This window comes from Pannonibacter phragmitetus (assembly GCF_050510895.1).
Lineage (GTDB): Bacteria > Pseudomonadota > Alphaproteobacteria > Rhizobiales > Stappiaceae > Pannonibacter > Pannonibacter phragmitetus_B.
Window position 1 is genome coordinate 1,702,461 of sequence record NZ_JBNINT010000001.1, and the last position, 21,435, is coordinate 1,723,895.

Annotated in this window: 15 protein-coding genes and 2 pseudogenes; 7 read left to right on the forward strand and 10 right to left on the reverse strand. The window is 62.3% G+C overall.

The window, feature by feature from the left end; translation table 11 throughout:
* Window positions 1-23 precede the first annotated feature (23 nt).
* A complete protein-coding gene (locus tag ACQB61_RS08010; RefSeq protein ID WP_430512205.1) occupies window positions 24-1,685 on the forward strand; it encodes an EAL domain-containing protein in 1,662 nt (553 codons plus the stop codon).
* Window positions 1,686-1,806: 121 nt separating this feature from the next.
* On the opposite strand, the pseudogene ACQB61_RS08015 reads toward ACQB61_RS08010, so the two are convergent.
* The 3 genes and pseudogenes from ACQB61_RS08015 to ACQB61_RS08025 all read right to left on the reverse strand — a co-directional run.
* Window positions 1,807-2,001, reverse strand: a pseudogene (locus ACQB61_RS08015) (hypothetical protein); the annotation flags it as partial.
* Complete coding sequence (locus tag ACQB61_RS08020) at window positions 1,988-3,202, reverse strand: hypothetical protein (RefSeq protein ID WP_430514326.1); 1,215 nt, start codon at window positions 3,200-3,202, stop codon at window positions 1,988-1,990. The pseudogene ACQB61_RS08015 and the gene ACQB61_RS08020, both read right to left, overlap by 14 nt.
* Window positions 3,115-4,416: a hypothetical protein gene (locus ACQB61_RS08025; RefSeq protein WP_430512206.1), complete on the reverse strand. Its 1,302-nt coding sequence runs from the start codon at window positions 4,414-4,416 to the stop codon at window positions 3,115-3,117. The genes ACQB61_RS08020 and ACQB61_RS08025 overlap by 88 nt, the downstream gene beginning before the upstream one ends.
* A 602-nt stretch (window positions 4,417-5,018) precedes the next feature.
* Here ACQB61_RS08025 and ACQB61_RS08030 point away from each other — a divergent pair.
* Window positions 5,019-6,860, forward strand: coding sequence for a polysaccharide biosynthesis protein (locus ACQB61_RS08030; protein ID WP_430512207.1), 1,842 nt, complete (start codon window positions 5,019-5,021; stop codon window positions 6,858-6,860).
* A gap of 114 nt (window positions 6,861-6,974) precedes the next feature.
* Complete coding sequence (locus ACQB61_RS08035) at window positions 6,975-8,180, forward strand: O-antigen ligase family protein (protein ID WP_430512208.1); 1,206 nt, start codon at window positions 6,975-6,977, stop codon at window positions 8,178-8,180.
* Window positions 8,181-8,323: 143 nt separating this feature from the next.
* Here the strand turns inward: ACQB61_RS08035 and ACQB61_RS08040 are convergent, their stop codons facing one another.
* Both ACQB61_RS08040 and lexA read right to left on the reverse strand, forming a co-directional pair.
* Window positions 8,324-8,734: a DUF983 domain-containing protein gene (locus ACQB61_RS08040; protein WP_430512209.1), complete on the reverse strand. Its 411-nt coding sequence runs from the start codon at window positions 8,732-8,734 to the stop codon at window positions 8,324-8,326.
* 297 nt (window positions 8,735-9,031) lie between these two features.
* Window positions 9,032-9,748, reverse strand: coding sequence for a transcriptional repressor LexA (gene lexA, locus ACQB61_RS08045; protein WP_430512210.1), 717 nt, complete (start codon window positions 9,746-9,748; stop codon window positions 9,032-9,034).
* A gap of 380 nt (window positions 9,749-10,128) precedes the next feature.
* On the opposite strand from lexA, the gene ACQB61_RS08050 reads away from it, so the two are divergent.
* The 4 genes and pseudogenes from ACQB61_RS08050 to adh all read left to right on the forward strand — a co-directional run bounded on the left by ACQB61_RS08050 (window position 10,129) and on the right by adh (window position 15,359).
* The gene (locus ACQB61_RS08050; protein ID WP_430512211.1) at window positions 10,129-11,232 is read left to right on the forward strand and encodes a molybdopterin-dependent oxidoreductase; all 1,104 of its coding nucleotides are present in this window, start codon (window positions 10,129-10,131) and stop codon (window positions 11,230-11,232) included.
* On the forward strand, window positions 11,226-12,230 hold the full coding sequence (locus ACQB61_RS08055; RefSeq protein ID WP_430512212.1) for a molybdopterin-containing oxidoreductase family protein: 1,005 nt from the start codon (window positions 11,226-11,228) through the stop codon (window positions 12,228-12,230). The genes ACQB61_RS08050 and ACQB61_RS08055 overlap by 7 nt, the downstream gene beginning before the upstream one ends.
* Before the next feature lie 215 nt (window positions 12,231-12,445).
* Window positions 12,446-13,388: pseudogene (locus tag ACQB61_RS08060) on the forward strand (helix-turn-helix domain-containing protein).
* A 450-nt stretch (window positions 13,389-13,838) separates the two neighbouring features.
* Window positions 13,839-15,359 carry an aldehyde dehydrogenase gene (gene adh, locus ACQB61_RS08065; protein ID WP_026356153.1) on the forward strand — a complete coding sequence of 507 codons (1,521 nt, stop codon included), beginning with the start codon at window positions 13,839-13,841 and terminating at the stop codon, window positions 15,357-15,359.
* A 310-nt stretch (window positions 15,360-15,669) separates the two neighbouring features.
* Here the strand turns inward: adh and ACQB61_RS08070 are convergent, their stop codons facing one another.
* From ACQB61_RS08070 to ACQB61_RS08090, 5 genes are all read right to left on the reverse strand, one after another.
* A complete protein-coding gene (locus ACQB61_RS08070) occupies window positions 15,670-17,049 on the reverse strand; it encodes a molybdopterin molybdotransferase MoeA (RefSeq protein ID WP_430512213.1) in 1,380 nt (459 codons plus the stop codon).
* Between the two features lies 1 nt (window position 17,050).
* Window positions 17,051-17,578 carry a cyclic pyranopterin monophosphate synthase MoaC gene (moaC, locus tag ACQB61_RS08075; protein ID WP_430512214.1) on the reverse strand — a complete coding sequence of 176 codons (528 nt, stop codon included), beginning with the start codon at window positions 17,576-17,578 and terminating at the stop codon, window positions 17,051-17,053.
* A gap of 3 nt (window positions 17,579-17,581) precedes the next feature.
* Window positions 17,582-18,382: an indole-3-glycerol phosphate synthase TrpC gene (trpC, locus tag ACQB61_RS08080; protein WP_430512215.1), complete on the reverse strand. Its 801-nt coding sequence runs from the start codon at window positions 18,380-18,382 to the stop codon at window positions 17,582-17,584.
* 3 nt (window positions 18,383-18,385) lie between these two features.
* The gene (gene trpD, locus ACQB61_RS08085; protein ID WP_430512216.1) at window positions 18,386-19,399 is read right to left on the reverse strand and encodes an anthranilate phosphoribosyltransferase; all 1,014 of its coding nucleotides are present in this window, start codon (window positions 19,397-19,399) and stop codon (window positions 18,386-18,388) included.
* A gap of 103 nt (window positions 19,400-19,502) precedes the next feature.
* Window positions 19,503-21,395, reverse strand: coding sequence for a SurA N-terminal domain-containing protein (locus tag ACQB61_RS08090; protein ID WP_430512217.1), 1,893 nt, complete (start codon window positions 21,393-21,395; stop codon window positions 19,503-19,505).
* Window positions 21,396-21,435 lie beyond the last annotated feature (40 nt).

The following is a 21,435-nucleotide window of genomic DNA, read 5'->3' on the forward strand; positions in this document are numbered from 1 at the left end:
CCCCTCGGGAATCAGGCCGCGCAATGACACGACGCTACATGATCTTTATCAGGGCTGTCTGCGTCGCCTTGATGCTGGCGCTGGCACCCCTTGTCGCAGCCAATTTTGTCCTCGACAACTATGCCATTACCAACGCTCGCACTGAACTGGAGGCGATGGCCAATCGCTATGTGATGCGCGGCGAATTCGCAATCAATGACGCGGTGACGACGCTGCAGCGCCTTGAACGCAGCTCTGCCACAAGCTGCTCGCGCGAGGACCGGCAGATGCTCCTGGCGGCCGTCGGGCAGCTTGGCTTCCTGCAGCGCATTGGCCTTGTCGACCGCAACGGCGTGCGCATGTGTGTCGTTCCAGATGGCCAGATCAACGGTGAGGCGATCCTTCCAGCTGCCAAGCAGGATGCACCTCTGGTGGGTATCGGCGTCATGGGGGTCCAGTTCCTGGGCACTCATGTTGCGATCGTCAGCTGGGACCTGATGAATTCCACCCGCCTGTTTGCCGAGATATCACCGGCAGCGATTGCGATTGATCCGGGGCCAGAATATCTGCGGGCCTTCCGGCGTGCAGAACTGCGCCTTGGCAACGATGTGCCCTGGTTCTCGACCGGCGGCTTCAGCTCCGAGCTTCTGGAAAGTGACGAGATCCTGTCGGTTGAGGTGCGCTCGGACCGCTATCCGCTCAAATCCGTCATCGCGGTGCCGCGCTCTGCTGCCATCAGTCTGGTGGCCGGGTTGAAGATGATGGTGGCCGTGGTCTGCGCAGGGCTGGCCGTCATATTCATCGCAATTGGCGTCTGGTTCTCCTGGCGGCCCGACAAGGATGCGGATGACGAGTTCGCCGCCGCCATCCGGCGCAAGGAGTTCATTCCCTACTATCAGCCGGTCATGGATATCGAGACAGGAAGCCTGCGCGGCTGCGAGGTGCTGATGCGCTGGCGCAACCGGGATGGCAACCTGATCCCGCCCGCGCAGTTCATGCCTTATGCCGAAAGCACCGGGCACATCTTTGAGATGACCCGCATCTTGATGCGTGAGACCGTCCGGGAGGTTGGGCCGCTCTATTCGGAAAACCCGGACCTGAAGCTCTCGATCAATCTGTTTGCGGGGCACTTCAATGACCGGCGGATCATTGACGACATCAAGGAAATCTACGGCAATTCCGCAATCGCCTATCAGCAGCTGGTGGTGGAAGTGACCGAGCGCATGCCGCTGGAAGATCTGGAACTGGCCCGCAAGCTGATTGCCGAGATCCAGGCCCTTGGCGTGCGTGTGGCACTGGATGACGTTGGCACAGGCCATGGCGGCATGGCCTATCTGCAAAAACTGGGCATCGACATCATCAAGATCGACAAGATGTTCATTGATGCCATCGGGACGGATGACAGCTCAACCACGATTGTGGATTCGATGGTGGAACTTGCCGACAACCTCGGCATGGGCATCATCGCCGAAGGCGTGGAGAAGGTCGAGCAGGTGGAGCGGTTGCGTGAATTGGGCGTGACGGCGGCACAAGGCTATCTCTTTGCGCCGCCGCTGCCTGGCAAACTCTATATCGAACTCGCTCAGGCATTGACGGGCGAGCGCGATGAAGATGGGGGGCAGCAGAGGCTGCCTGATCCTTTGCGGGCTGGCCTTTCGCTTCTTCCGGAATCTCCGCCTGTTTTGCCTTGCTGCTGCCTGTGTTGACGGCTGGTAGCTTCTCCAGGCTCCCTGCCGACAACGGTTGTGACAGCTTTGAGCCGTCCCGGTAGATTGCGATGGCCTTGAGGCCCAGCTCCCAAGCCTTGAGAAACGCTGCTGAGCAATCGGCAACTGAGGCGTCGCGCGGCATGTTGACTGTCTTGGAGATCGCGCCGGAGAGGAAGGGCTGCACGGCAGCCATTATCGTCAGGTGTCCCTCCAGGCTCAGAGCACGCACGCCCCTGGGCCCGCACGGTGTCGCGCAGTCAAAGACCGGCAGATGCTGTGGATGCAGATCTGCAGCGCCCTCAATGGTCAGCACGCCGCAGGCGCGAGGCGTTGGCAGCTTCGATCTCCTCCGGCAGATAGCCCAGCCAGTTCAGGAGGTCGAAGCCCGGCTGCTCCATTTCTGCAGGCGCAATCCCGAGGCAGCTTGTCAGCTCCTGCGGGCCAGTCACCCACTGGCTGGCAGCATCGCGGATGTGGCTCGCGCCCTGCACCGCAGCCTCTATCCGGGCCAGACAGTCTTCGGTCAGGCCCCGCTGGCGCAGACTGTCCAGATTGATACCTGGCGCGTTCCTGAGCGACCCGTGACCGACGATATGCTGCACGATGCGGGTGATGGCATCCTCGCCATAGCCGAGCCTGCGCAAAGCCAGCGGAACCATGGCGTTGATGATCTTGAAGAAGCCGCCACCAGCCAGTGTCTTGAACTTGACCAGGGCAAAATCCGGCTCAATGCCCGTCGTGCTGCAGTCCATCACCAGTCCTGTGGTTCCGGTCGGGGCAAGCAGCGAAACCTGTGCATTGCGCCAGCCGAAGCTTCTGCCAAGCTCGAGCGCCCGGTCAAAGGCCGTGGCTGCAGCTGCGGCAAGAGCCCGGCTAGGACAGAGATTAAAACCGGCAGAGTAGGGCGGCCGGCACAGGCCATCAAACCGGGCTGGATCGCTCTCACCTTTGGCGCAGGCCGCATGGTTTTGCAGCACCCGCTCCATGGGTTGCCGGTTTTCTGCCAGGGCAGGGAAAGGCCCCAGATCTCTGGCAAGCTCCGCCGATGTCTCATAGGCCGTGCCCGTCAGCACGGCGGTGAGCGCGGCTGCAAGGCTGCGCGCACCGGGGCTGTCATAGGGCAGGCCAAGGGACATGATGAGCCCGCCCAGATTTGCAAACCCGAGCCCCAGCGGCCGGTGCCGCAGTGTGTTATGCGCCACGGCGCGGGACGGGTACTGCGCCATCGTCGTGGAGATATCAAGGCTGACCGTCCATAGCCGCACCGCATGGCGGAACCGTTCAAGACAGATCTCACCATCCTCCTGCACGAATGCCAGGAGATTGAGGGAGGCGAGCACGCAGGCCGTGTCGTCCACGAACATGAATTCGGAACAGGAGTTCGAGCCATTGATGCGGCCCGAAGCCGGGCACGTGTGCCAGCCGTTTATGGTGGTATCGAACTGCAGCCCAGGATCGGCCGAGGTCCAGGCCGCGCGGGCAATCCGCTGCCAGAGCGTTCCGGCGCTGATGATGCGCCCCCTCCGGCTTGTGCTTCTTGCGTACGTCGCGGAGCGAGGTGCCAATCTCCGCCTGTCTCCAGGGCCCGCAGGAAACTGTCCGGAAGGCGGACCGAGTTGTTCGCATTCTGGCCGGAGACGGTGCGGTAGGCTTCCGAATCCCAGTTGATGTCATAGGTCTTCAGCTCAGGCAGCTCATGGCCCTGCGAGGCACTGCGCAAGATTCTGTCGATGAAACTGTCGGGGATCTGGGCGGCACGCGCCTCCTGGATGGCTGCATCGAGTTCCGTCTTGAACCGCTCGCCTGTGTAGTGATGGCCGCTGATGGCCCTGACCAGTGAGATGATCCGATTGAGGCACTGCCTGGCCAGCTGGGAGCCGGAGACGAGCGCGGCAACCTTTTCTTCCTCAGCCACCTTCCAGTCGATGAAGGCTTCAATATCCGGATGATCTGCATCCACGACGACCATCTTGGCTGCGGCGCGGGTCGTACTGCCAAGTCTCAATGATCCGGCAGCCACATCTCCAACCTTGAGAAAGGAGAGGAGACCGGCTGAACGGCCGCCGTGGTCCAATGGCTCTCCGGCACCGCGCAGGCGTGAAAAATTGGAGCCGGTTCCGGAGCCATATTTGAAGAGCCGTGCCTCCCGGACCCACAGGTCCATGATGCCGTTCTCATTGACCAGATCATCCTCCACCGAGAGGATGACGCTGCCGTGGACCTGAGGATGCTCATAGGCGGTGCGGGAGGGGATGACTTCGCCAGAGACGGGATCGCCATGCCAGTGGCCCTGCGCGGCGCCTTCTATGCCATAGGCCCAGAAGAGGCCGGTGTTGAACCATTGCGGCGAGTTCGGAGCGGCGGCCTGAAGCGCCATCATGATGCGCATCTCGTCGAAGAAGGCAGAAGCATCGTCTTCGCTGTCAAAGGTGCCGGTCTTCCAGCCCCAGTAGGTCCAGGCTCCGGCAAGCCTGTCAAAGACCTGCCGCGCTGAGGTCTCCGGCCCGAAGCGCGTATCCTCGGGAAGGGACCGGAGTGCTTCCTCGTCGGGAATCGATCGCTGCAGCCAAGCCGGAACACCGTCTTCGGGCACTTTCTTTAGGCGGGCGGCAACACCTGTCTTGCGGAAATATTTCTGGCAAAGCACATCTGCGGCAACCTGGGAAAAGCGCTCCGGCACTTCCGATGCCGACTGCCGCGACAGAACCTTGCCGCCTTTTGTGCGCACTTCGCTTTGGTGCTGGCGAAAACGAATACCACAATATGCCGGCGTTCCGGCTTTGGTGAAAAGTCGGTTGATACGCATTTGGCCCCCGCAAACGCATTAGAATGAGGTGCAAATCTGGAAGCCGCCGGTTCACTCTGCGAACGATCTCGGCAACGATCTGGATTTTAACAAAATATTAATCATTAGAAAGTGGGTGGCACATCTTTCGTTTCAATCATGAGAGGAGGTGAAGTTGAAGTTTTTATCTGAAAGTGACAGCTGCCTGCGCAAGATGTTGATTGTACGTAATCTGTATCAAATTAATCATGTTTTGAACATTTGCAGAGAGGCTAAAATCGAGCCGTATGCGGATCTGTCATGCTGAAGCTGATGACCGGAGATGCACTTATAGGTTGTTATTTTTCCGTATGCGTTGTTGATTTCTCTAGGTCGTCCCCATAGGTTGGCCTTGACGTCACGACACCGGTCAGGGCAAAAGCGAGGCAGTTTAATGAAGCTTGGTCATTTGAAGACCATATGGCTTCAAATGTCAGGAGTGGCCGGGCGTGGTGTTAACGCGGGCATCAACGAAGCAACTGCTCGCTCGCTTGCATGACGTGATCATGGCAGGCATTGCCATGACAATTGCGCTGCTGGCGCGCTACGATCTTCAGTACTTGCCGCCTGCAAGCCGTCTGGCGTGGTGGGTGGCGTCATTCGCGGCCATTGCAGCCGTCATGTTTTCTCTTTTCGGCTTGGGAAAGGGAATTTGGCGCTTTGCCTCTCTGAGCGACCTGCGGGGAATCGTGCTGAGTAGCACTGCCGCGATCTTTGTGTTTCTCATTCTTCATCTTCTGATTGACCGCCTTGAGGGGTTCCCGCGGTCAACTCCCCTGATTCTCTGGTTCGTCCTGATCGTGCTGCTCGGTGCTCCACGGCTCATCTACCGTGCGGCAAAGGATGGGCATCTGAGTGGGCTTGGCTTCGGCGATGGCAAATGCGAGGGCCGGGAGCACGTGCTGATCGTCGGCAAGGTCAGCGATGCGGACCGGGTGATCCGGAACTACAAGCTCGAATCCTCCCGTCTCTACAAGGTCGAAGGGATTGTTGAGGTTGGAGAGGGTAAACGCAGCGGCCGGGCGGTGCGCGGCATTCCTGTCGTCGGATCAATTGACGAACTGGATCCGATTGCAGCACGGCTGGCGCGCAATGGAGTGCAGCTTTCCGCACTTCTTCTCGCAACGCCGCGCGGTGGAGAGGAGGGAATGCAGCTCGTTGCCGCGAGTGCGGCGAGGTTGAAGTTGCCGCTGCGCCGTGTTGTCGACCGTCCTTTGACGGGTTCCGAACCGGATCTGACCAACATTACCCTCGAAGATCTTCTGGGACGCCCACCCGTCCAGCTTCAGCTTGAGGCAATAAGGTCTCTCATCAAGGGGCAGACAGTCCTGATCACAGGTGCTGGTGGAAGTATCGGTTCGGAAATCGTCCGCCAGGTTGCGGCATGTGAGCCTGCCTCTCTCATTCTGGTCGACTCAAGCGAGTACGCTCTTTACGAGATCGACCTGGAAGTCTCGCGGCTGGTGCCTAGCCTGCCGCGCAAGGCGGTGATCGGCGATGTTCGTGACCGCCGCCGTATCTTCGAGGTCATGGAAGCTGGCCGTCCGGCCCTCGTCTTCCATGCGGCTGCACTGAAACACGTCCCCCTTGTCGAGGATAACGTCTGCGAGGGTGTGCTCACCAATGTGGCTGGTTCGCGCAATGTGGCAGACGCTGCGGTTGCCTGCGGCGCCCGGGCGATGGTGCAGATTTCAACGGACAAGGCTATCCGTCCAACCAGCATGATGGGCACGACCAAGCGTTTGGCAGAAGCCTATTGTCAGGCGCTGGATATTAGTGGGGTGAAGACCCGGTTTATCACCGTCCGCTTCGGGAATGTGCTCGGGTCGAATGGTTCCGTTGTGCCGCTCTTCAAGCGCCAAATTGCGGCAGGCGGGCCAATTACAGTCACGCATCCCGATATGCGCCGGTACTTCATGACGATCCGGGAAGCGACAGAACTGGTTTTGCAGGCCGCCTCCGCCGAGATTGGCCGCGAGGAGACGCGTGGCCGTGTGTTCGTGCTCGACATGGGTGAACCGGTAAAGATCCTAACTTTGGCCAGAACCATGATTTCGCTCGCCGGACTCCGTCCGGATGAAGACATTTCGATTGAGTTCACAGGTCTGCGCCCTGGCGAGAAGCTGTTTGAAGAGCTTTTTGACGCCAATGAGGTCACAGCCTCTCATGATGCTGAAGGATTCTTTATTGCTTCTGCGAATTTCGTGCCGCTTGAGCGGATGATCACGCAGATCGACCAGTTGACAGCCTGCGCCATGACGGGGGCGGGAGACCAGTGCCGGGGCATGCTGCAGGCCGCGCTCGCAGAGATTGAAGCAGGCTCCCAGGCTTCCGTAGCGGGCAGCTGAGGACATGATCAAGCTTCCGCCGCGCAGTGGAAGTCTGGTGTCGCAAAAAGGAACGGTTCATTGAGTCATAGCCCTGAGAGACCGGGATCTGCCGGCGGTGGTTTTGCGCGTGCAATGGAACTGCTGCTCGTAGCAGTCTTCGCAGCGCTGCCTCCGGTGTTGACCTTTGCTCGTATATCTCCTCCTCTGTTTATGGCAGTTGCCGTCGTGGCGGCTTTCGGACTAGGCTGGGCATACAGCGGGCAAAGAATGTTCAAGGGGCTCTCAAAGCGGCTTCGTTCGCCTCTGTTGTGGGTTTCTCTGTTCTGTCTCGCCTTGATGTTTCTGTCCGTGAACTGGACGCCTGAAGCTGTCCAGATGCGAGGCTTGAACTCGACAACTGGTGCGCTGTTCTGCGTGGTGGCCGCTGGCATCCTGTGTATCTCGATTGACGCACTGCCCGAGGTGGTCCTGACGCGAATGGTCCGGCGGATCGGCACGGCGCTGCTCTTTGCGCTGCCGGTTACCGCGATCCTGATCTTTATCCAGTATAACACCGCCGGCGCAGTGAATGCGGCCATCGGTGCAGATTCTGCAAACTATATTCTCAACCGCTCCGCAGTTGCCATCGCCATTTTCATCCCCTTTGCGGCTCTTGCAGCACCGCAAAGCAAATGGCTGAAGTGCATCCTCTTGGCCGGTTGCGCAGCCGCGACCTTTCAGACCGAAAGTTCATCGGCACAGCTGGGCGTGCTGCTGATCACCTTGCTGCTGGTGCCAGCTCTCATCTGGCCCAGGTTGACCTATCGCGTCGTTGCGGCCGGAATGCTGCTCACCTTTCTGTTCATGCCGCTGATCGTGGGCCATGTGAACAGCATGATTCCCCAGGCGATCCATGATCGTGTTAGCTATGGATCTCTGACAATCCGAGGGCTGATCTGGACGGAGTACGCCAATCTGCTGCCGAACAGGCTCTGGTTTGGATATGGCATGGAGGCGTCCAAGGTTGCTGACAAGCTGCCTGAGGTCGCGAGCTATCCGCCAGAGCGGGTTGAACTTCTTTCACTTGGCCACAGCCACAATGCAGCAGTCCAGCTGTGGTTCGAACTCGGACTTGCAGGAGCTGTCTTGTTTGCCATTGCCATGGCCTTGGCACTTCTGCGGATCGGGCGGCTCAAGGCGCGGGATCTGACCGCAGCCACATTGACACTTGCGGTGATATATGGGGTTTCAGTGGTCAGTCATGGCGCCTGGCAGGGGTGGTGGCTAAGCCTCATGGTGCTTGCGGCACTGCCCTTCATGCTCAAGGGGCGCAGTTCGTCTTCAGGCAGACCAAGCTAAGGGACAAAGCGCGCAAACATCTGGTGGATGCTCCCGATGAAACCCTCACACCGGGAACCTGTCACCTCTCCAGTCCACCTGTGACGGGTCGCGGCGCACGATCGTCTTGAGAACGCTCCGGCCGCAACAACCTGCTTGAATCTTTAGCTTGATCCCTTGCCGTCCTTGTCGTCCGTCACCAGCCTGCCTTCTTCGGCCTTGTAAATATACTGGCTTGCCACCAGCCAGCCCTTGAGGGGGCGGAGGGGCGGAATGCAGGTCAGGAGCAGGAGAGGCAGCGTTGTGAAGAGGTGGACCCAATAGGGCGCCGTGTAGGCAATCTCGAGCCACATGGCAAAGGCAACGCTCGGAACGCAGGCAAAGCAAATGACGAAGAAGGCCGGGCCATCCGCCGGATCGGCGAAACTGTAGTCAAGGCCGCAGACTTCGCACGAAGGGGCAAGGGTCAGAAAGCCCTTGAACAAATGCCCCTGACCGCAACGCGGGCAACGTCCACGCACTCCGACATGAGCGGGCGACTGTGCTGGCCATTGGCCGGATCTCTCGATGGTCATTTGGGCCTCCTTGTGTTGGCTGACTTTCGGTAAGTCAGGACATTTGCTTATCCGCTAACTGCGCCGCCGAAGCCTCCGGGGCAAGACGCGTTTTGACGCAGGGGGCAAGAAGGGCAGGCCGGCGCATCCTGTGTCCGCCTTTGCCGGAATGCTGTTGTGGATCCCTGTCACAGCACGGGTCAGGCCAGTTACCGCTGAGACAAGCCTGCAGGAAGCCTGCCTTGTGCCACCACCAAATCAAACGCCGGAGACACTGTCTCCGGCGCTTTCTCATCCTGTCGAACGGGTGGCAGAGCTTCAATACTGCCGGAACAGAGCAACGAGCTTGCCCTGGATGCGCACGCGGCCGGGGCCGAAGATGCGGGTTTCATAGGCCGGGTTGGCAGCTTCCAGCGCCACAGAGGCGCCTTTCTTGCGCAGTCGCTTGAGTGTTGCTTCCTCGTCATCCACCAGCGCCACAATGATGTCGCCGCTGTCGGCCGCGTCGGTCTTGCGGATCAGCACCGTATCGCCGTCCAGAATACCTGCCTCGATCATCGAGATCGCCCCGGACTTCCAGAGCGTAGTGCTCCCCCGGCTGATCAACTCTGGTGGAACCGAAATCGAGTGGCTATGAGTCTGGATCGCCTCGATCGGCACACCTGCCGCGATGCGGCCCATGACCGGAATCGATGTGAAATGAGGAGCAGATTCCGCCACAGGTGCTGCGGGAGCGGAGACCTGAGCCTTTCCAAGTGATCCTTCAATGACAGAGGGGGCAAAACCCTTGCCGCGCGGTGAGGAAAGCCCAGGCGTCACCGAATCCGGCAGGCGGACAACCTCCATTGCGCGGGCCCTGTTGGGCAAGCGGCGAATGAAGCCGCGCTCCTCGAGCGCCGTGATCAGACGGTGAATACCGGACTTGGACCGGAGGTCCAGCGCGTCCTTCATTTCGTCAAAGGACGGCGGAACCCCGGATTCCTTCAGGCGCTCATGAATGAACATCAGCAGTTCGTGTTGCTTGCGCGTCAGCATGTGAGGTCCCCGTTGGAGGGTCTAGTACAAATCATGAACGTACCTTAGCTGTTCTCACTGTGTTCCACAAGTCTTAAGGTGAGGTTAGCGGGATGTTCCTGTTGGATGCCCCCATGGCAACTCACCGCCGCGCGCTGCCAGCTCATGGTTTTATTGCCCGGCTGCGTTCTCCTGCGATACCGCCGCTGCGCTTTTTCCGCAGAACGGTTCCTGGCGTGCAATTGCCTGCCGGTCCGGCTTGACTTCATGCGCCAGTGTCCCGAAAGCTGCCAAACGAAGACGACACTGCTCCCGGCGTCCTTGCGCCCTGCAAACGGCCTTGCCCTGCCTCAGACGGCATTGCGCGGGGCGGCGCCACCGGAACCCCGAAAAGACCGAAGATGAACAAGCCTGTTTCGATCACTGCCCATTCCGCCTGTCCGCATGATTGCCCGTCCACCTGCGCGCTGGATGTGGAGGTGACCGCAGAGGGCCGTATCGGACGTCTGCGCGGGGCGGCAGATAATCCCTATACGGCCGGTGTCATCTGCGCCAAGGTCGCCCGGTATGCCGAGCGCCTCTATCACCCGGAACGGCTGCTGACGCCGATGCGCCGCGTTGGGAAGAAGGGGGAAGGGCGGTTCGAGCCAATCACCTGGGACGAGGCACTGGACCTCATTGCAGCGCGGTTCCTCGAAGCAGAAGCGAAATTCGGACCTGAGACGGTCTGGCCCTACTATTATGCCGGCACCATGGGCCTGGTGCAGCGTGACAGCATCCACCGCCTGCGCCATGCCAAAGGCTATTCGCAGCAGTTTTCCACCATCTGTACCAATCCGGCCTGGACTGGTTATGTGGCCGGAACCGGGCTTCTGGCCGGGCCTGACCCGCGCGAAATGGTCAAGGCGGATCAAATCATCATCTGGGGCACCAATGCGGTTGCGACCCAGGTCAATGTGATGACCCACGCCATCACCGCCCGCAAGACGCGCGGCGCAAAGATCATCGTCATCGACGTCTACCGCACGGAAACGATGAAGCAGGCAGATGTTGGCATCGTGCTCAAGCCCGGCAGCGATGCAGCGCTGGCCTGTGCCATCATGCATGTACTGTTCCGTGATGGTTTGGCCGACCGGGACTATCTTGCCCGTTACACCGACTGCCCGGACGAGCTTGAGGCGCATCTTGTCAGCCGCACGCCGGAGTGGGCGGAGGCGATCACTGGCGTTCCGGCTGAAGAGATCACCCAGCTTGCCCGGATGATCGGTGAGGTGAAGCGCACCTTCATCCGCCTTGGCTACGGCTTCACCCGCAGCCGCAACGGCGCCGTCTCCATGCATGCGGCGGCCAGCATCGCTGCCGTTGCTGGCTCCTGGCAGTATGAAGGGGGCGGCGCCTTCCACAACAACGGGGCGATCTACAAGCTCGACAAGTCCATGGTCGAGGAAGCTCGCTGCGCACCGGCACCAGGTTCCTCGATCAGAGCCTCATCGGCCGTGTGCTGACGGGGGACCGGGAGGTGCTGGCTGGCGGACCGCCGGTGACGGCGCTGCTGATCCAGAACACCAATCCGGTTTCGGTCGCGCCCGAGCAGACGCTGGTGAAGCAGGGTTTTGCGCGCGAGGACCTCTTCACCGTGGTGCATGAGCAGTTCATGACCGACACGGCCCGCTATGCCGACATCGTGCTGCCCGCCACTCAGTTTCTGGAGCATGACGACATTTACCGGGGCGGCGGCCACCAGTACATGCTGTTTGGCCCGAAACTGACGGAAGCGCCTGGGGAGGCGCGGGAAAACATATTCGTTATCAATGAACTGGCGAAGCGTCTTGGAGCAAAGGATCATCCTGGATTCCACATGTCCTCCCGTGAGCATGTGGACTGGATGCTCGTCAACTCCGGCTATGGCACGCTGGCGGAACTGGAAGCCGGGCGCTGGAAGGATTTGCAGCCGGATTTCCGCACCGCCCATTATCTGGATGGCTTCGGCCATGCGGACGGCAAGTATCACTTCAAGGTGGACTGGGGCTACACCGCCGCACCGAACCGGCCGGAAGACGGCAAGCCCTTCGGTGCTCACGCGGCCATGCCGCGCCTGCCGGATTACTGGAATGCGGTTGAGAACGCCGATGCAGAGCATCCGTTCCGGCTGGTGACGGCACCGGCACGCTCTTTCCTCAACTCCAGTTTCACCGAGACACCGGGCTCGACGAAGAAGGAAGGCGGGCGGCCGGAAGTCTGGATGCGTCCCGACGAGGCGGCCGCAGCGGGACTGGAGGATGGCGCCCGTGTCATCCTCGGAAACCGGCGCGGCGAGGTGCGGCTGCATCTGCGCCACGTGGAGGGGCTGGCACCGGGCACTGTGGTGTCGGAAGGCATCTGGCCCAATACGGCCTTTGAAAATGGCAATGGCATCAACACCCTGATTGGCGCCGAGCCGATTGCTCCCTATGGCGGTGCCGCCTTCCATGATTGCGCGGTCTGGGTGCGTCCAGCAGAGTAATAATCAGCTGTTGGCGTGCGGGCGTGCAAGCTGTTAGTCTTTCCTTGCGGCAACGGTACGCTTGGGGGCCTTGAGGTTCGCGGAAGGGAGAGATCCGCGTCCCCGCAACAGGTCCGCCGGGAGTAATACCTGCCGTGTCAGGGCCATCGGCCTGCCTGCTTCCTGTTCATTTGGGCAGGAGGCGCGCTGCCAGAGCCTTGCGGGAGGAACCAGACATGTCCACGGTGACGTCTCAGCATCAGAGCCGCATCGAGGCGGCGCTTGCCAGCGGGCAGGCGGCGCGCTCGCCCATTGCCGCATCCTGGGCCCGTTCGGCCCATCTTCATGGTCTTGATCCGGTGAAACGCCGGGTGGAACCACGCCTGACAGCGCAGGAGCTTGCCCTCGTGCGCGAGCGCATGGGCGGGCTTGTGGCGGCCGCGGCCCCCATCTCGACTGGCTGTTCCAGGCCATCGGCGGCCTTGGCGCCTGTGTTGTTCTGGCCGATGCGGAAGGCATCGCGGTGGAACGGCGCGGCAACCCCTCCGAAGACCGGGACTTTGCCGATTCCGGCCTGTGGACCGGGGCCGTATGGTCGGAGGCGGAAGCTGGCACCAATGGTATCGGCACCTGTCTTGCCGAGGGCAGGGCGGTGACGATCCACCGCGACCAGCATTTCCTTGCCCGCAACATCGGCCTCACCTGCACCTCCGCCCCCGTGCATGACGCGACAGGGCAGCTGGCGGCGGTAATCGACGTTTCCACGGCTGAGCAGGATGTGCCTTCCGCCGTGCTCAGCCTCATCAGCCAGACGGTGCAGAACACGGCGCAGAAGGTGGAGGCTGACCTGTTCCACGCCGCTTTCCCCAAGGCCCGTGTTGTGCTGGTTCCCTGCGCAGGCACGCATAGTCTTGCAGCGCTGGTGGCGGTGGATGAAGATGATCTCGTCATCGGCGCCACGCGCGGGGCGCGTGCCCTTTGGGCCTGACTTGCGATCCTGCTGCAAACCCTCGCCCGCTCGCCGATCTTCTCGGCCTGCCGGTGCATGAGCGGCTGGAGGATGCGGAGCGCGCCGTGCTGCACCGGGCACTGGCGCGGGCTTCGGGCAACGTCTCCGCCGCCTCCCGCGCCCTCGGCCTCTCCCGTGCGACGCTTCACCGGAAACTGGCGAAGGAGTGAGGGGCGCCGAGCGCTCCTAGGCATTTGGCACGCTCCACCCCGGTCCCATAACTAGGGATAGGCCAGGGCCTGTCAGGCGGGCATGGATTTGGCCCTCGCCGCAGCGTCGCGCCGGCCCCCGAACCGGGGCCCACTCGTTTGTAGAGAGGTGCCGCAGTTCACGGGCGGTGAAATACGGGCAGGGAGTGCGTCTGCCACGCCTTGTGATGTTGGCCTCACCGCTCTGCAAGTGAGTAGGCCCCGGGTCTGCGCTTCGCTCCGCCCGGGGTGACGCCGGATATCGGGCGAGACTGTGCTTCCAGCTGACACCTCCCACAAACCCGGCATCATCTGTCGCAGAACTGCGACAGGGTGCGGGCAGGGGCTGTCCGCCGTGGCTCCTCAGACCGTCCGCCGTGCGTCAAGCTCTTCCTATGGCCGCGAGGAGGCGGCCCGTTGGAGGAGACAAGCATGAACATTCAGGCACAGGCGGATTTCCGCACCGTTTCACCGTTCCGCGAGCGCTATGACAATTTCATCGGCGGCAAGTTTGTGCCGCCGGTCAGCGGCCGCTACATGGACAACATCACCCCGATCACCGGCGCCAAGATCTGCGAGGTCGCCCGTTCCGATGCCGCCGACATCAACGCCGCGCTGGACGCCGCCCATGCAGCGCGTGAGGCCTGGGGCAAGACCTCTGCCGCCCACCGCGCCAACATCCTTCTGAAGATCGCCGATGTGATGGAGGCCAATCTCGACGTTCTGGCTGCTGCCGAAACATGGGACAACGGCAAGCCAATCCGCGAGACGACCGCTGCCGACATCCCGCTCTCCGTCGATCACTTCCGCTATTTCGCCGGTGTGCTGCGCGGACAGGAAGGCACGATGAGCGAGATCGACCATGACACGGTCGCCTATCACTTCCATGAGCCGCTGGGGGTCGTTGGCCAGATCATTCCGTGGAACTTCTCCATCCTGATGGCTGCGTGGAAACTGGCGCCTGCGCTGGCGGCGGGCAACTGCATCGTGATGAAACCGGCCGAACAGACCCCGGCGGCCATTCTGGTGCTGGCCGAGCTCATCGGCGACCTGCTCCCCGCGGGCGTGCTCAACATCGTCAACGGTACCGGCGCTGAAGCCGGCCACGCACTGGCCTCGTCCGGCCGCATCGCCAAGATCGCCTTCACCGGCTCCACCGCCACGGGCCGCAAGATCATGGAAGCGGCGACGGTCAACCTCATTCCGGTGACGCTGGAACTGGGCGGCAAGAGCCCCAACATCTTCTTCTCCGATGTGATGGCGCAGGATGACGCCTATCTCGACAAGGCGGTGGAAGGCTTCGTGCTCTTTGCCTTCAACCAGGGCGAAGTCTGCACCTGCCCGTCGCGGGCGCTGATCCAGGAAGACATCTACGAGGAATTCATCGCCCGCTGCATCGCCCGCGTGAAGGCCATCAAGCAGGGTGACCCGCGTGACCCGTCCACCATGGTGGGCGCTCAGGCCAGCCAGCAGCAGCATGACAAGATCATGTCCTACCTGCAGATCGGCGTGGAGGAAGGCGCGGAAGTGCTGACCGGTGGTGACGCCGCCCGTCTCGGCGGGGATCTGGCCAACGGCTTCTACATCCAGCCGACCATCCTCAAGGGCCACAACAAGATGCGTGTGTTCCAGGAGGAAATCTTCGGCCCGGTCGTCTCCGTCACCACCTTCAAGACCGAGGAAGAGGCGCTGCATATCGCCAATGACACCATGTACGGCCTTGGTGCCGGTGTGTGGACCCGCGACGGCACCCGCGCCTACCGCTTCGGCCGCGCCATCGAGGCGGGCCGCGTCTGGGTCAACAACTACCACGCCTATCCCGCCCACGCGGCCTTCGGCGGCTACAAGCAGTCCGGCATCGGCCGCGAAACCCACAAGATGATGCTCGACCACTATCAGCAGACGAAAAACATCCTCGTCAGCTACAACCCCAACAAGCTCGGCTTCTTCTGATCTCCCTCCCGGGACACATCCCACTTGGCGGTACGGGCAACCGTGCCGCTTTTTTGTTGGGCGGCACACGCTCTCACCAAGTCATCCCGGTTTGACGCGCAGCGGCAAGACCGGGATCCATATGTGGACAGAGGAGGAGATGGCCGGCACTGGGGCTACTGGATCCCCGCCTGCGCGGGGATGACAAGGTGAGAGGCGGCAGAACGATTGACGGCAGGGACGAACTGCCTTGCCCATCACTGCGGGCGTCGCCCCGGGCGGAGCGAAGCGCAGACCCGGGGCCTACTCGCTTGCAGAGACGCGATAGGGATTATGGAAGCAGCGGCGGGCGCATGAGGCCATCCATGCTTCGCTGCGGCGGACTATAGCAGCTCTCTACAAGCGAGTAGGCCCCGGCTCGAAGGCCGGGGCGACGCCGTGTATGTTGATACGCAGTTGCTTCCGTCTGCCCACCGCCTTGAAACTCCTTGTGCCCCTCACACCACCAGCACATCCACCTCCGAGCCTGCATCCAGCGCCTGCGCATGCGGGGGCGGAGGATGAGGGCGCCGGAGGCGGCGAGGAGCGACAGCATGGAGCTGTCCTGCCGGGTGAAGGGGGTGACGCTGCGCGTGCCGTCCGGGTGGGTGGTGAGGCTGGCGCGCAGGTAGTCCTGGCGCTGGTCATTGGCCGGAACCGGGCCGGTGAGGGTGGCGGTGGTGCGCTTGCCTGTCATGGCTGCCTCAAGGCTTGTGCCCGTCATCACGGCCACCAGCGGGCGCAGGAACAGGAGGGCGCAGACGAGGCTGGAGACCGGGTTGCCGGGCAGGCCCAGAACCTTGGTGCGGCCAAGGTTGCCCGCCATCAGCGGCTTGCCGGGGCGCATGGCGATGCGCCAGAAATCCAGCTTCATGCCTTCCCCGCCCAGCACCGCCTGCACAAGGTCATGATCGCCCACCGAGGCGCCGCCAAGGGTGACGAGAATATCAGCCTCTGCCGCCAGCCCCTCACGCACGCGGGCGGCGATATCGGCAGGATCATCACTGGCAAGGCCGAGATCCAGAGGAATGCCGCCGCAATCTTCGACGAGGGCCGCAATGCCGCAGTGGTTGGAGGCGATGATCTGGTCCGGCCCCGGCGACCCGCCCGGCAGCACCAGTTCATCGCCCGTGGCGATGATGGCTACCTTCGGCTGGCGCCAGACAGGCAGGGCGGCGTGGTTCATGGCCGCAGCCAGTGCAAGGCTGCGGTAATCGAGCTTCAGCCCTGCCTTCAGCAGCACATCGCCTTGCGCAAAGTCGAGCCCGGGAGGGCGGATGAACTGGCCGGGGCGAACCGGCTCCAGCGCGGTGAGGCGGTCCCCGTCGCGGGTGGCGTTTTCCTGAATGAGGATGGCATCCGCACCGTCCGGCACCGGTGCGCCCGTGAAAATGCGCACAGCCTCGCCCGCACCGACCTGGCCGGAAAAGGCATGGCCCGCAGGCGCCTCGCCGATCACGGTGAGCACAGCTCCGGCTGCAGCGCAATCGGCAGCGCGCAGGGCATAGCCATCCATGGAGGAGGCGGGGAAGGGCGGCTGCGTTCGGGTGGCGGCAAGGTCAGCCGCCAGAATGCGGCCATTGGCACGGGCCAGCGGCACGGTCTCAAGGCCCAGCGGCGCAACGCCGGTGAGAAGCTGCCGCAGCGCATCGTCAACCGGCATCAAGGCCATGTCAGGGCTCCTTTGGTGCGTTTTCCGGTTCGGCAACATAATGGCCGGAGCGGCCGCCGAGCTTTTCGGCAAGGTGGATTCGGCCGATTTCCATGCCCCGGTCCACGGCCTTGGCCATGTCGTAGATGGTGAGGCAGGCGACGGAACAGGCGGTCATCGCTTCCATTTCCACCCCGGTCTGGCCGGTGACGATGGCGGTGGCGCTGACTTTCAGGCCGGGAAGGGCGTGATTGGGCTCGATATCGACGCTGATCTTCGACAGAAGCAGCGGATGGCAGAGCGGGATCAGCTCGTGGGTGCGCTTGGCGGCCATGATGCCGGCAATGCGGGCGGTGGCGATGACATCGCCCTTCTTCGCATTGCCCGAAAGGATCAGCGTCAGCGTGTCCGCATGCATCTTCACTTCGCCGGTGACGGTGGCGCTGCGGCGGGTGATGGCCTTGTCCCCCACATCCACCATCGAGGCGCTGCCGGAGGCATCAAGATGCGTCAGGTGGTCCTGATCCCGCTCGGGGCCGCCGCCTGCCATGGCTCAGGCTCCGCTGCGGGTCAGCAGGGCGCGGGTGGCGCTTTCCACATCGGCCTGCCGCATCAGGCTTTCGCCGATGAGGAAGGTGGAGATGTTGCAGGCTGCCATACGGGCGAGATCTGCCGGGGTGAAGAGGCCCGATCCGCCAACGATGATGCGCTCCGCCGGGATCATCGGCGCAAGCCGCTCGCTCGTCGTCAGGGACACGTCAAAGGTCTTGAGATTGCGGTTGTTGATGCCGAGCAGCGGTGAGGTGAGCTTCAGCGCCCGCTCCAGCTCCGCTTCATCATGCACTTCAAGCAGCACATCCATGCCAAGGCCGAAGGCGGCGTCCTCCAGGTCCTTCGCCAGTGCATCATCAACGGCGGCAAGGATGATCAGGATGCAGTCCGCGCCCCAGGCGCGGGCCTCGGCCACCTGATAGGTGTCGTAGAGAAAATCCTTGCGCAGGGCCGGCAGGCTGACGGCGCTTCGTGCGGCCGTCAGAAACTCCGGCTTGCCCTGGAACGACGGGGTATCGGTCAGCACGGACAGGCAGGCTGCACCGCCTGCCTCATAAGCGCGGGCGAGGGCGGGCGGATCGAAATCGGCGCGGATCAGCCCCTTGGACGGGCTTGCTTTCTTGATCTCCGCAATGAGGGCATAGTCCCCGGCAGCGTGCTTTGCGCGGATGGCGCGTTCGAAACCGCGTGGTGCCTCGACGGACTTGGCCGCGTCCAGAAGGCTGGCGAGCGTGCGTTCAGCCTTGGCAGCGGCGATTTCCTCGCGCTTGTAGGCTTCGATGCGGGTGAGAATGTCTGCCATGGCTTATCCGTTCGAAACTGCCACCAGCCGTTCCAGCCGGTCGAGGGCATCGCCCGTGTCGATGGAACGGGCGGCCTGCGCCACGCCGTCCTTGAGGTCTGCCGCCTTGCCCGCAACGATCAGCGAGGCGGCGGCGTTGAACAGCACCACGTCCCGGTAGGCGTTCTTCGCGCCGGAGAGCACAGCGCGCAGGGCAGCAGCGTTCTCTTCCGGCGTGCCGCCTTTCAGATCCTCGAAACGGGCGCGGGGCAGGCCTGCGTCTTCCGGAGTGATCTCGAAACTGCGGATGGTGCCGTTCTTCAGTTCGGCAACCTTTGTCGGGCCGGTGGTGGTGATCTCATCCATGCCGTCGCTGCCATGGACGATCCAGACAGCTTCGGAGCCAAGGTTCTTCAGCACCTGTGCAATCGGCTCAACCCAGCGGCCATCGAACACACCGGTCATCTGGCGCTTGACGCCAGCCGGGCTCGAAAGGGGCCCCAGCAGGTTGAAAATGGTGCGGGTGCCAAGTTCCATGCGGGTCGGGCCGACGTGCTTCATCGCGGCATGATGCAGCGGGGCGAACATGAAACCGATACCGGCTTCATCGACGCAGGCGGCGATCTTCTCCGGGCCAATGTCGATGTTGACGCCGAGCTGCGCCAAAGCCTCGGAGGAACCGGATTTTGAGGACAGCGAGCGGTTGCCGTGCTTGGCAACGGGCACGCCGCAGCCTGCTACGACCAGCGCCGAACAGGTGGAAATGTTGTAGGAGCCTGTGGCATCGCCGCCGGTGCCGACGATGTCGATGGCATCAGAGGAGACTTCGACGGGCAGCATTCGGGCGCGCATGGAAGCAACGGCGCCGGTGACTTCATCGACGCTTTCGCCGCGCATCCGCAGTGCCATCAGAAAGCCGCCGAGCTGGGACGGCGTTGCCGCGCCGGACAGGATAACGTCAAAGGCCGCGCGCGCTTCTTCAAAATTCAGCGAAGCACCTTCGGCCACCTTGGCGATAAAGGGTTTGAGCCCGCTCATGCCTGTCCCTCTTCCCGTTTTCAGCCGGCCTTATCTGAGGCCGGTGGCATTCCCACTATGGCTGCCCCGGCGAAGTCCGCCAGGGCAATTATCCGTTCTGCGGTCAGTTCTGTGACGGGCCGCCAATCACCAGCTGCAGGGCCTGCTGGTTGATTTCGACACCCTTCTCCGCTTCCACCTTGTTGATGACAAGATTGAGAAGCGAGGCGGAGAGCTGTTCGCTGATCTGCGTGTCGATCTGCTTGATGCTCTCTTCCTCGCGGAAGAAGGCCGGGGCAGACACGCTGTCAACGACCATCACCAGACGGCCGCCGTCGGCGCCCATGGTGTCCAGAACAGTGCCTGTGGGGCCGCTGAAGGCTTCTTCGACGGCTTCCTGCGGCAGGCCGGCCGGCTGGCCGTTGCGCTTGAAGGCGTCCGAAGTCTTGACCTCAAGACCTGCAGCTGCAGCAACCGCATCCAGCGCTTCGCCGCCACGCACACGGGTGGCCATGTCTGCGGAAATATCCAGCAGCTTCTGGTCACGCTCCTTCTCCGTCCAGGCCTGAACGACGGCATCGCGCACCTCGGACAGATCCCGGTCACGGGCAGGCGTCACCTTGGTCACGTCAAACCAGACAAAGCCGCGCTGGCCCAGCGGCAGCGGGTTGTTTTCGATGCCGACATCGCTCTCGAAGGCATCGCCCAGCAGACCATCAGCCTCAGGCAGGGTCACCGGCTGGCCTGCCTCATCCCGGCCGTTGCTGTCTACAGCGGGGATTTCGGTCGTGGTCAGCGAGAAGCGGCCCGCGACTTCGGCAAGGGTTGCTCCGCCTGCGCGGGCATCCTCGATCTCGTCATGCAGGTCCTGCACTTCCTGTTCAGCCTTTTCCAGAGCGATTTCCTGCTTCAGTTCGGCTTTCACCTCGTCGAAGGGACGCACGGCTTCCGGCTGGATTTCGGCGACCTGAACAATGACGGTGGTGAAACGTCCCTGAACAGCGCCGCTGGTGCCGCCTTGCGGCAGCGCGAAAGCGGCCTCTGCGATGGCCGGATCCAGGAACTTGTCCTTTGCCAACATGCCAAGGTCCACGTCACTGTCCTTGAGGCCGCGCTCTTCCATCAGCTGAGCAAAGGTCTTCACCCCTGAAGCAATCTCGGCAGCAGCGGCTTCGGCAGCAGCCGAATCGGGGAAGGGCATCTGCAGCACGCGGCGCTGCTCAACCGTGCGGAACCGGTTGGCGGAGCGGTCGTAGGCCTGCTTGGCCTCCTCGTCCGTCACATCATCGGGCTTAGCCAGCGTCTGCGGCAAAAGCTGAAGGATGGAAAGACTGCGGTATTCGGGTGCGCGGAAGTCTTCCTTGCGGGTTTCGTAGAAGCTCTGAAGCTCCTCTTCCGTGGGAGCGGCAATCTCACCTGCTGCTGACGGCGGTACAGCGATGTAGCGCACGGTGCGGGTTTCATTCTCGAAGATGTTGAAGGCGCTCAGCATCGCCTCCGGCGTCTTGATATTGTCCGTCAAGGCGCCTGCGATCTGCTGGCGGCCCGCAAGCAGGCGCTGCTCACGCACGAAGTCATCTTCGGAAATGCCGTTGGCGCGCAGCAGCTGGACAAGGCTGTTGCGGTCATAGCCGCCGCCGCGCTGGAAGGCCGGGTTTTCCTGGATCATCCGGCGCAGTTCTTCGTCGGAAATGCCGAGATTCATATCGGCGGCCATGTCATTCATGGCTGCTTCGGCAATCATCCGGGCCAGCACCTGCTGCGGCACGCCGAACTGTGCCCCCTCCGTGGTGGAGAGCGGGCGGCCGATCTGCCGGCTTACGGCGTTCAGCTCACGGCGGTAGGCGAGGTCGAAGTCAACAACGGAAATCTCCGTGTCGCCCACCTTGGCCACGACATTGCTGCCGAAATTGCGGAAAATGTCTGCGATACCCCAGACGGCAAAGCTCAGGATGAGCAGGGCGATGAAAATCTTGGCAACCCAGGTGCCAGCGCCCTTGCGCAGCGCGTCGAGCATGATGTCTCCCGTAATTCCATAGGCTCATGTCCGGAGCAAA

Excerpts from the sequence above, each read along its gene's own strand:
- ACQB61_RS08010 (WP_430512205.1), top strand. The coding sequence starts at position 24 with ATGACACGACGCTACATGATCTTTATCAGGGCTGTCTGCGTCGCCTTG.
- ACQB61_RS08030 (WP_430512207.1), top strand. The coding sequence starts at position 5,019 with ATGGCAGGCATTGCCATGACAATTGCGCTGCTGGCGCGCTACGATCTT.
- ACQB61_RS08035 (WP_430512208.1), top strand. The coding sequence starts at position 6,975 with ATGGAACTGCTGCTCGTAGCAGTCTTCGCAGCGCTGCCTCCGGTGTTG.
- ACQB61_RS08040 (WP_430512209.1), bottom strand. The coding sequence starts at position 8,734 with ATGACCATCGAGAGATCCGGCCAATGGCCAGCACAGTCGCCCGCTCAT.
- lexA (WP_430512210.1), bottom strand. The coding sequence starts at position 9,748 with ATGCTGACGCGCAAGCAACACGAACTGCTGATGTTCATTCATGAGCGC.
- ACQB61_RS08050 (WP_430512211.1), top strand. The coding sequence starts at position 10,129 with ATGAACAAGCCTGTTTCGATCACTGCCCATTCCGCCTGTCCGCATGAT.
- adh (WP_026356153.1), top strand. The coding sequence starts at position 13,839 with ATGAACATTCAGGCACAGGCGGATTTCCGCACCGTTTCACCGTTCCGC.
- ACQB61_RS08070 (WP_430512213.1), bottom strand. The coding sequence starts at position 17,049 with ATGGCCTTGATGCCGGTTGACGATGCGCTGCGGCAGCTTCTCACCGGC.
- moaC (WP_430512214.1), bottom strand. The coding sequence starts at position 17,578 with ATGGCAGGCGGCGGCCCCGAGCGGGATCAGGACCACCTGACGCATCTT.
- trpC (WP_430512215.1), bottom strand. The coding sequence starts at position 18,382 with ATGGCAGACATTCTCACCCGCATCGAAGCCTACAAGCGCGAGGAAATC.
- trpD (WP_430512216.1), bottom strand. The coding sequence starts at position 19,399 with ATGAGCGGGCTCAAACCCTTTATCGCCAAGGTGGCCGAAGGTGCTTCG.
- ACQB61_RS08090 (WP_430512217.1), bottom strand. The coding sequence starts at position 21,395 with ATGCTCGACGCGCTGCGCAAGGGCGCTGGCACCTGGGTTGCCAAGATT.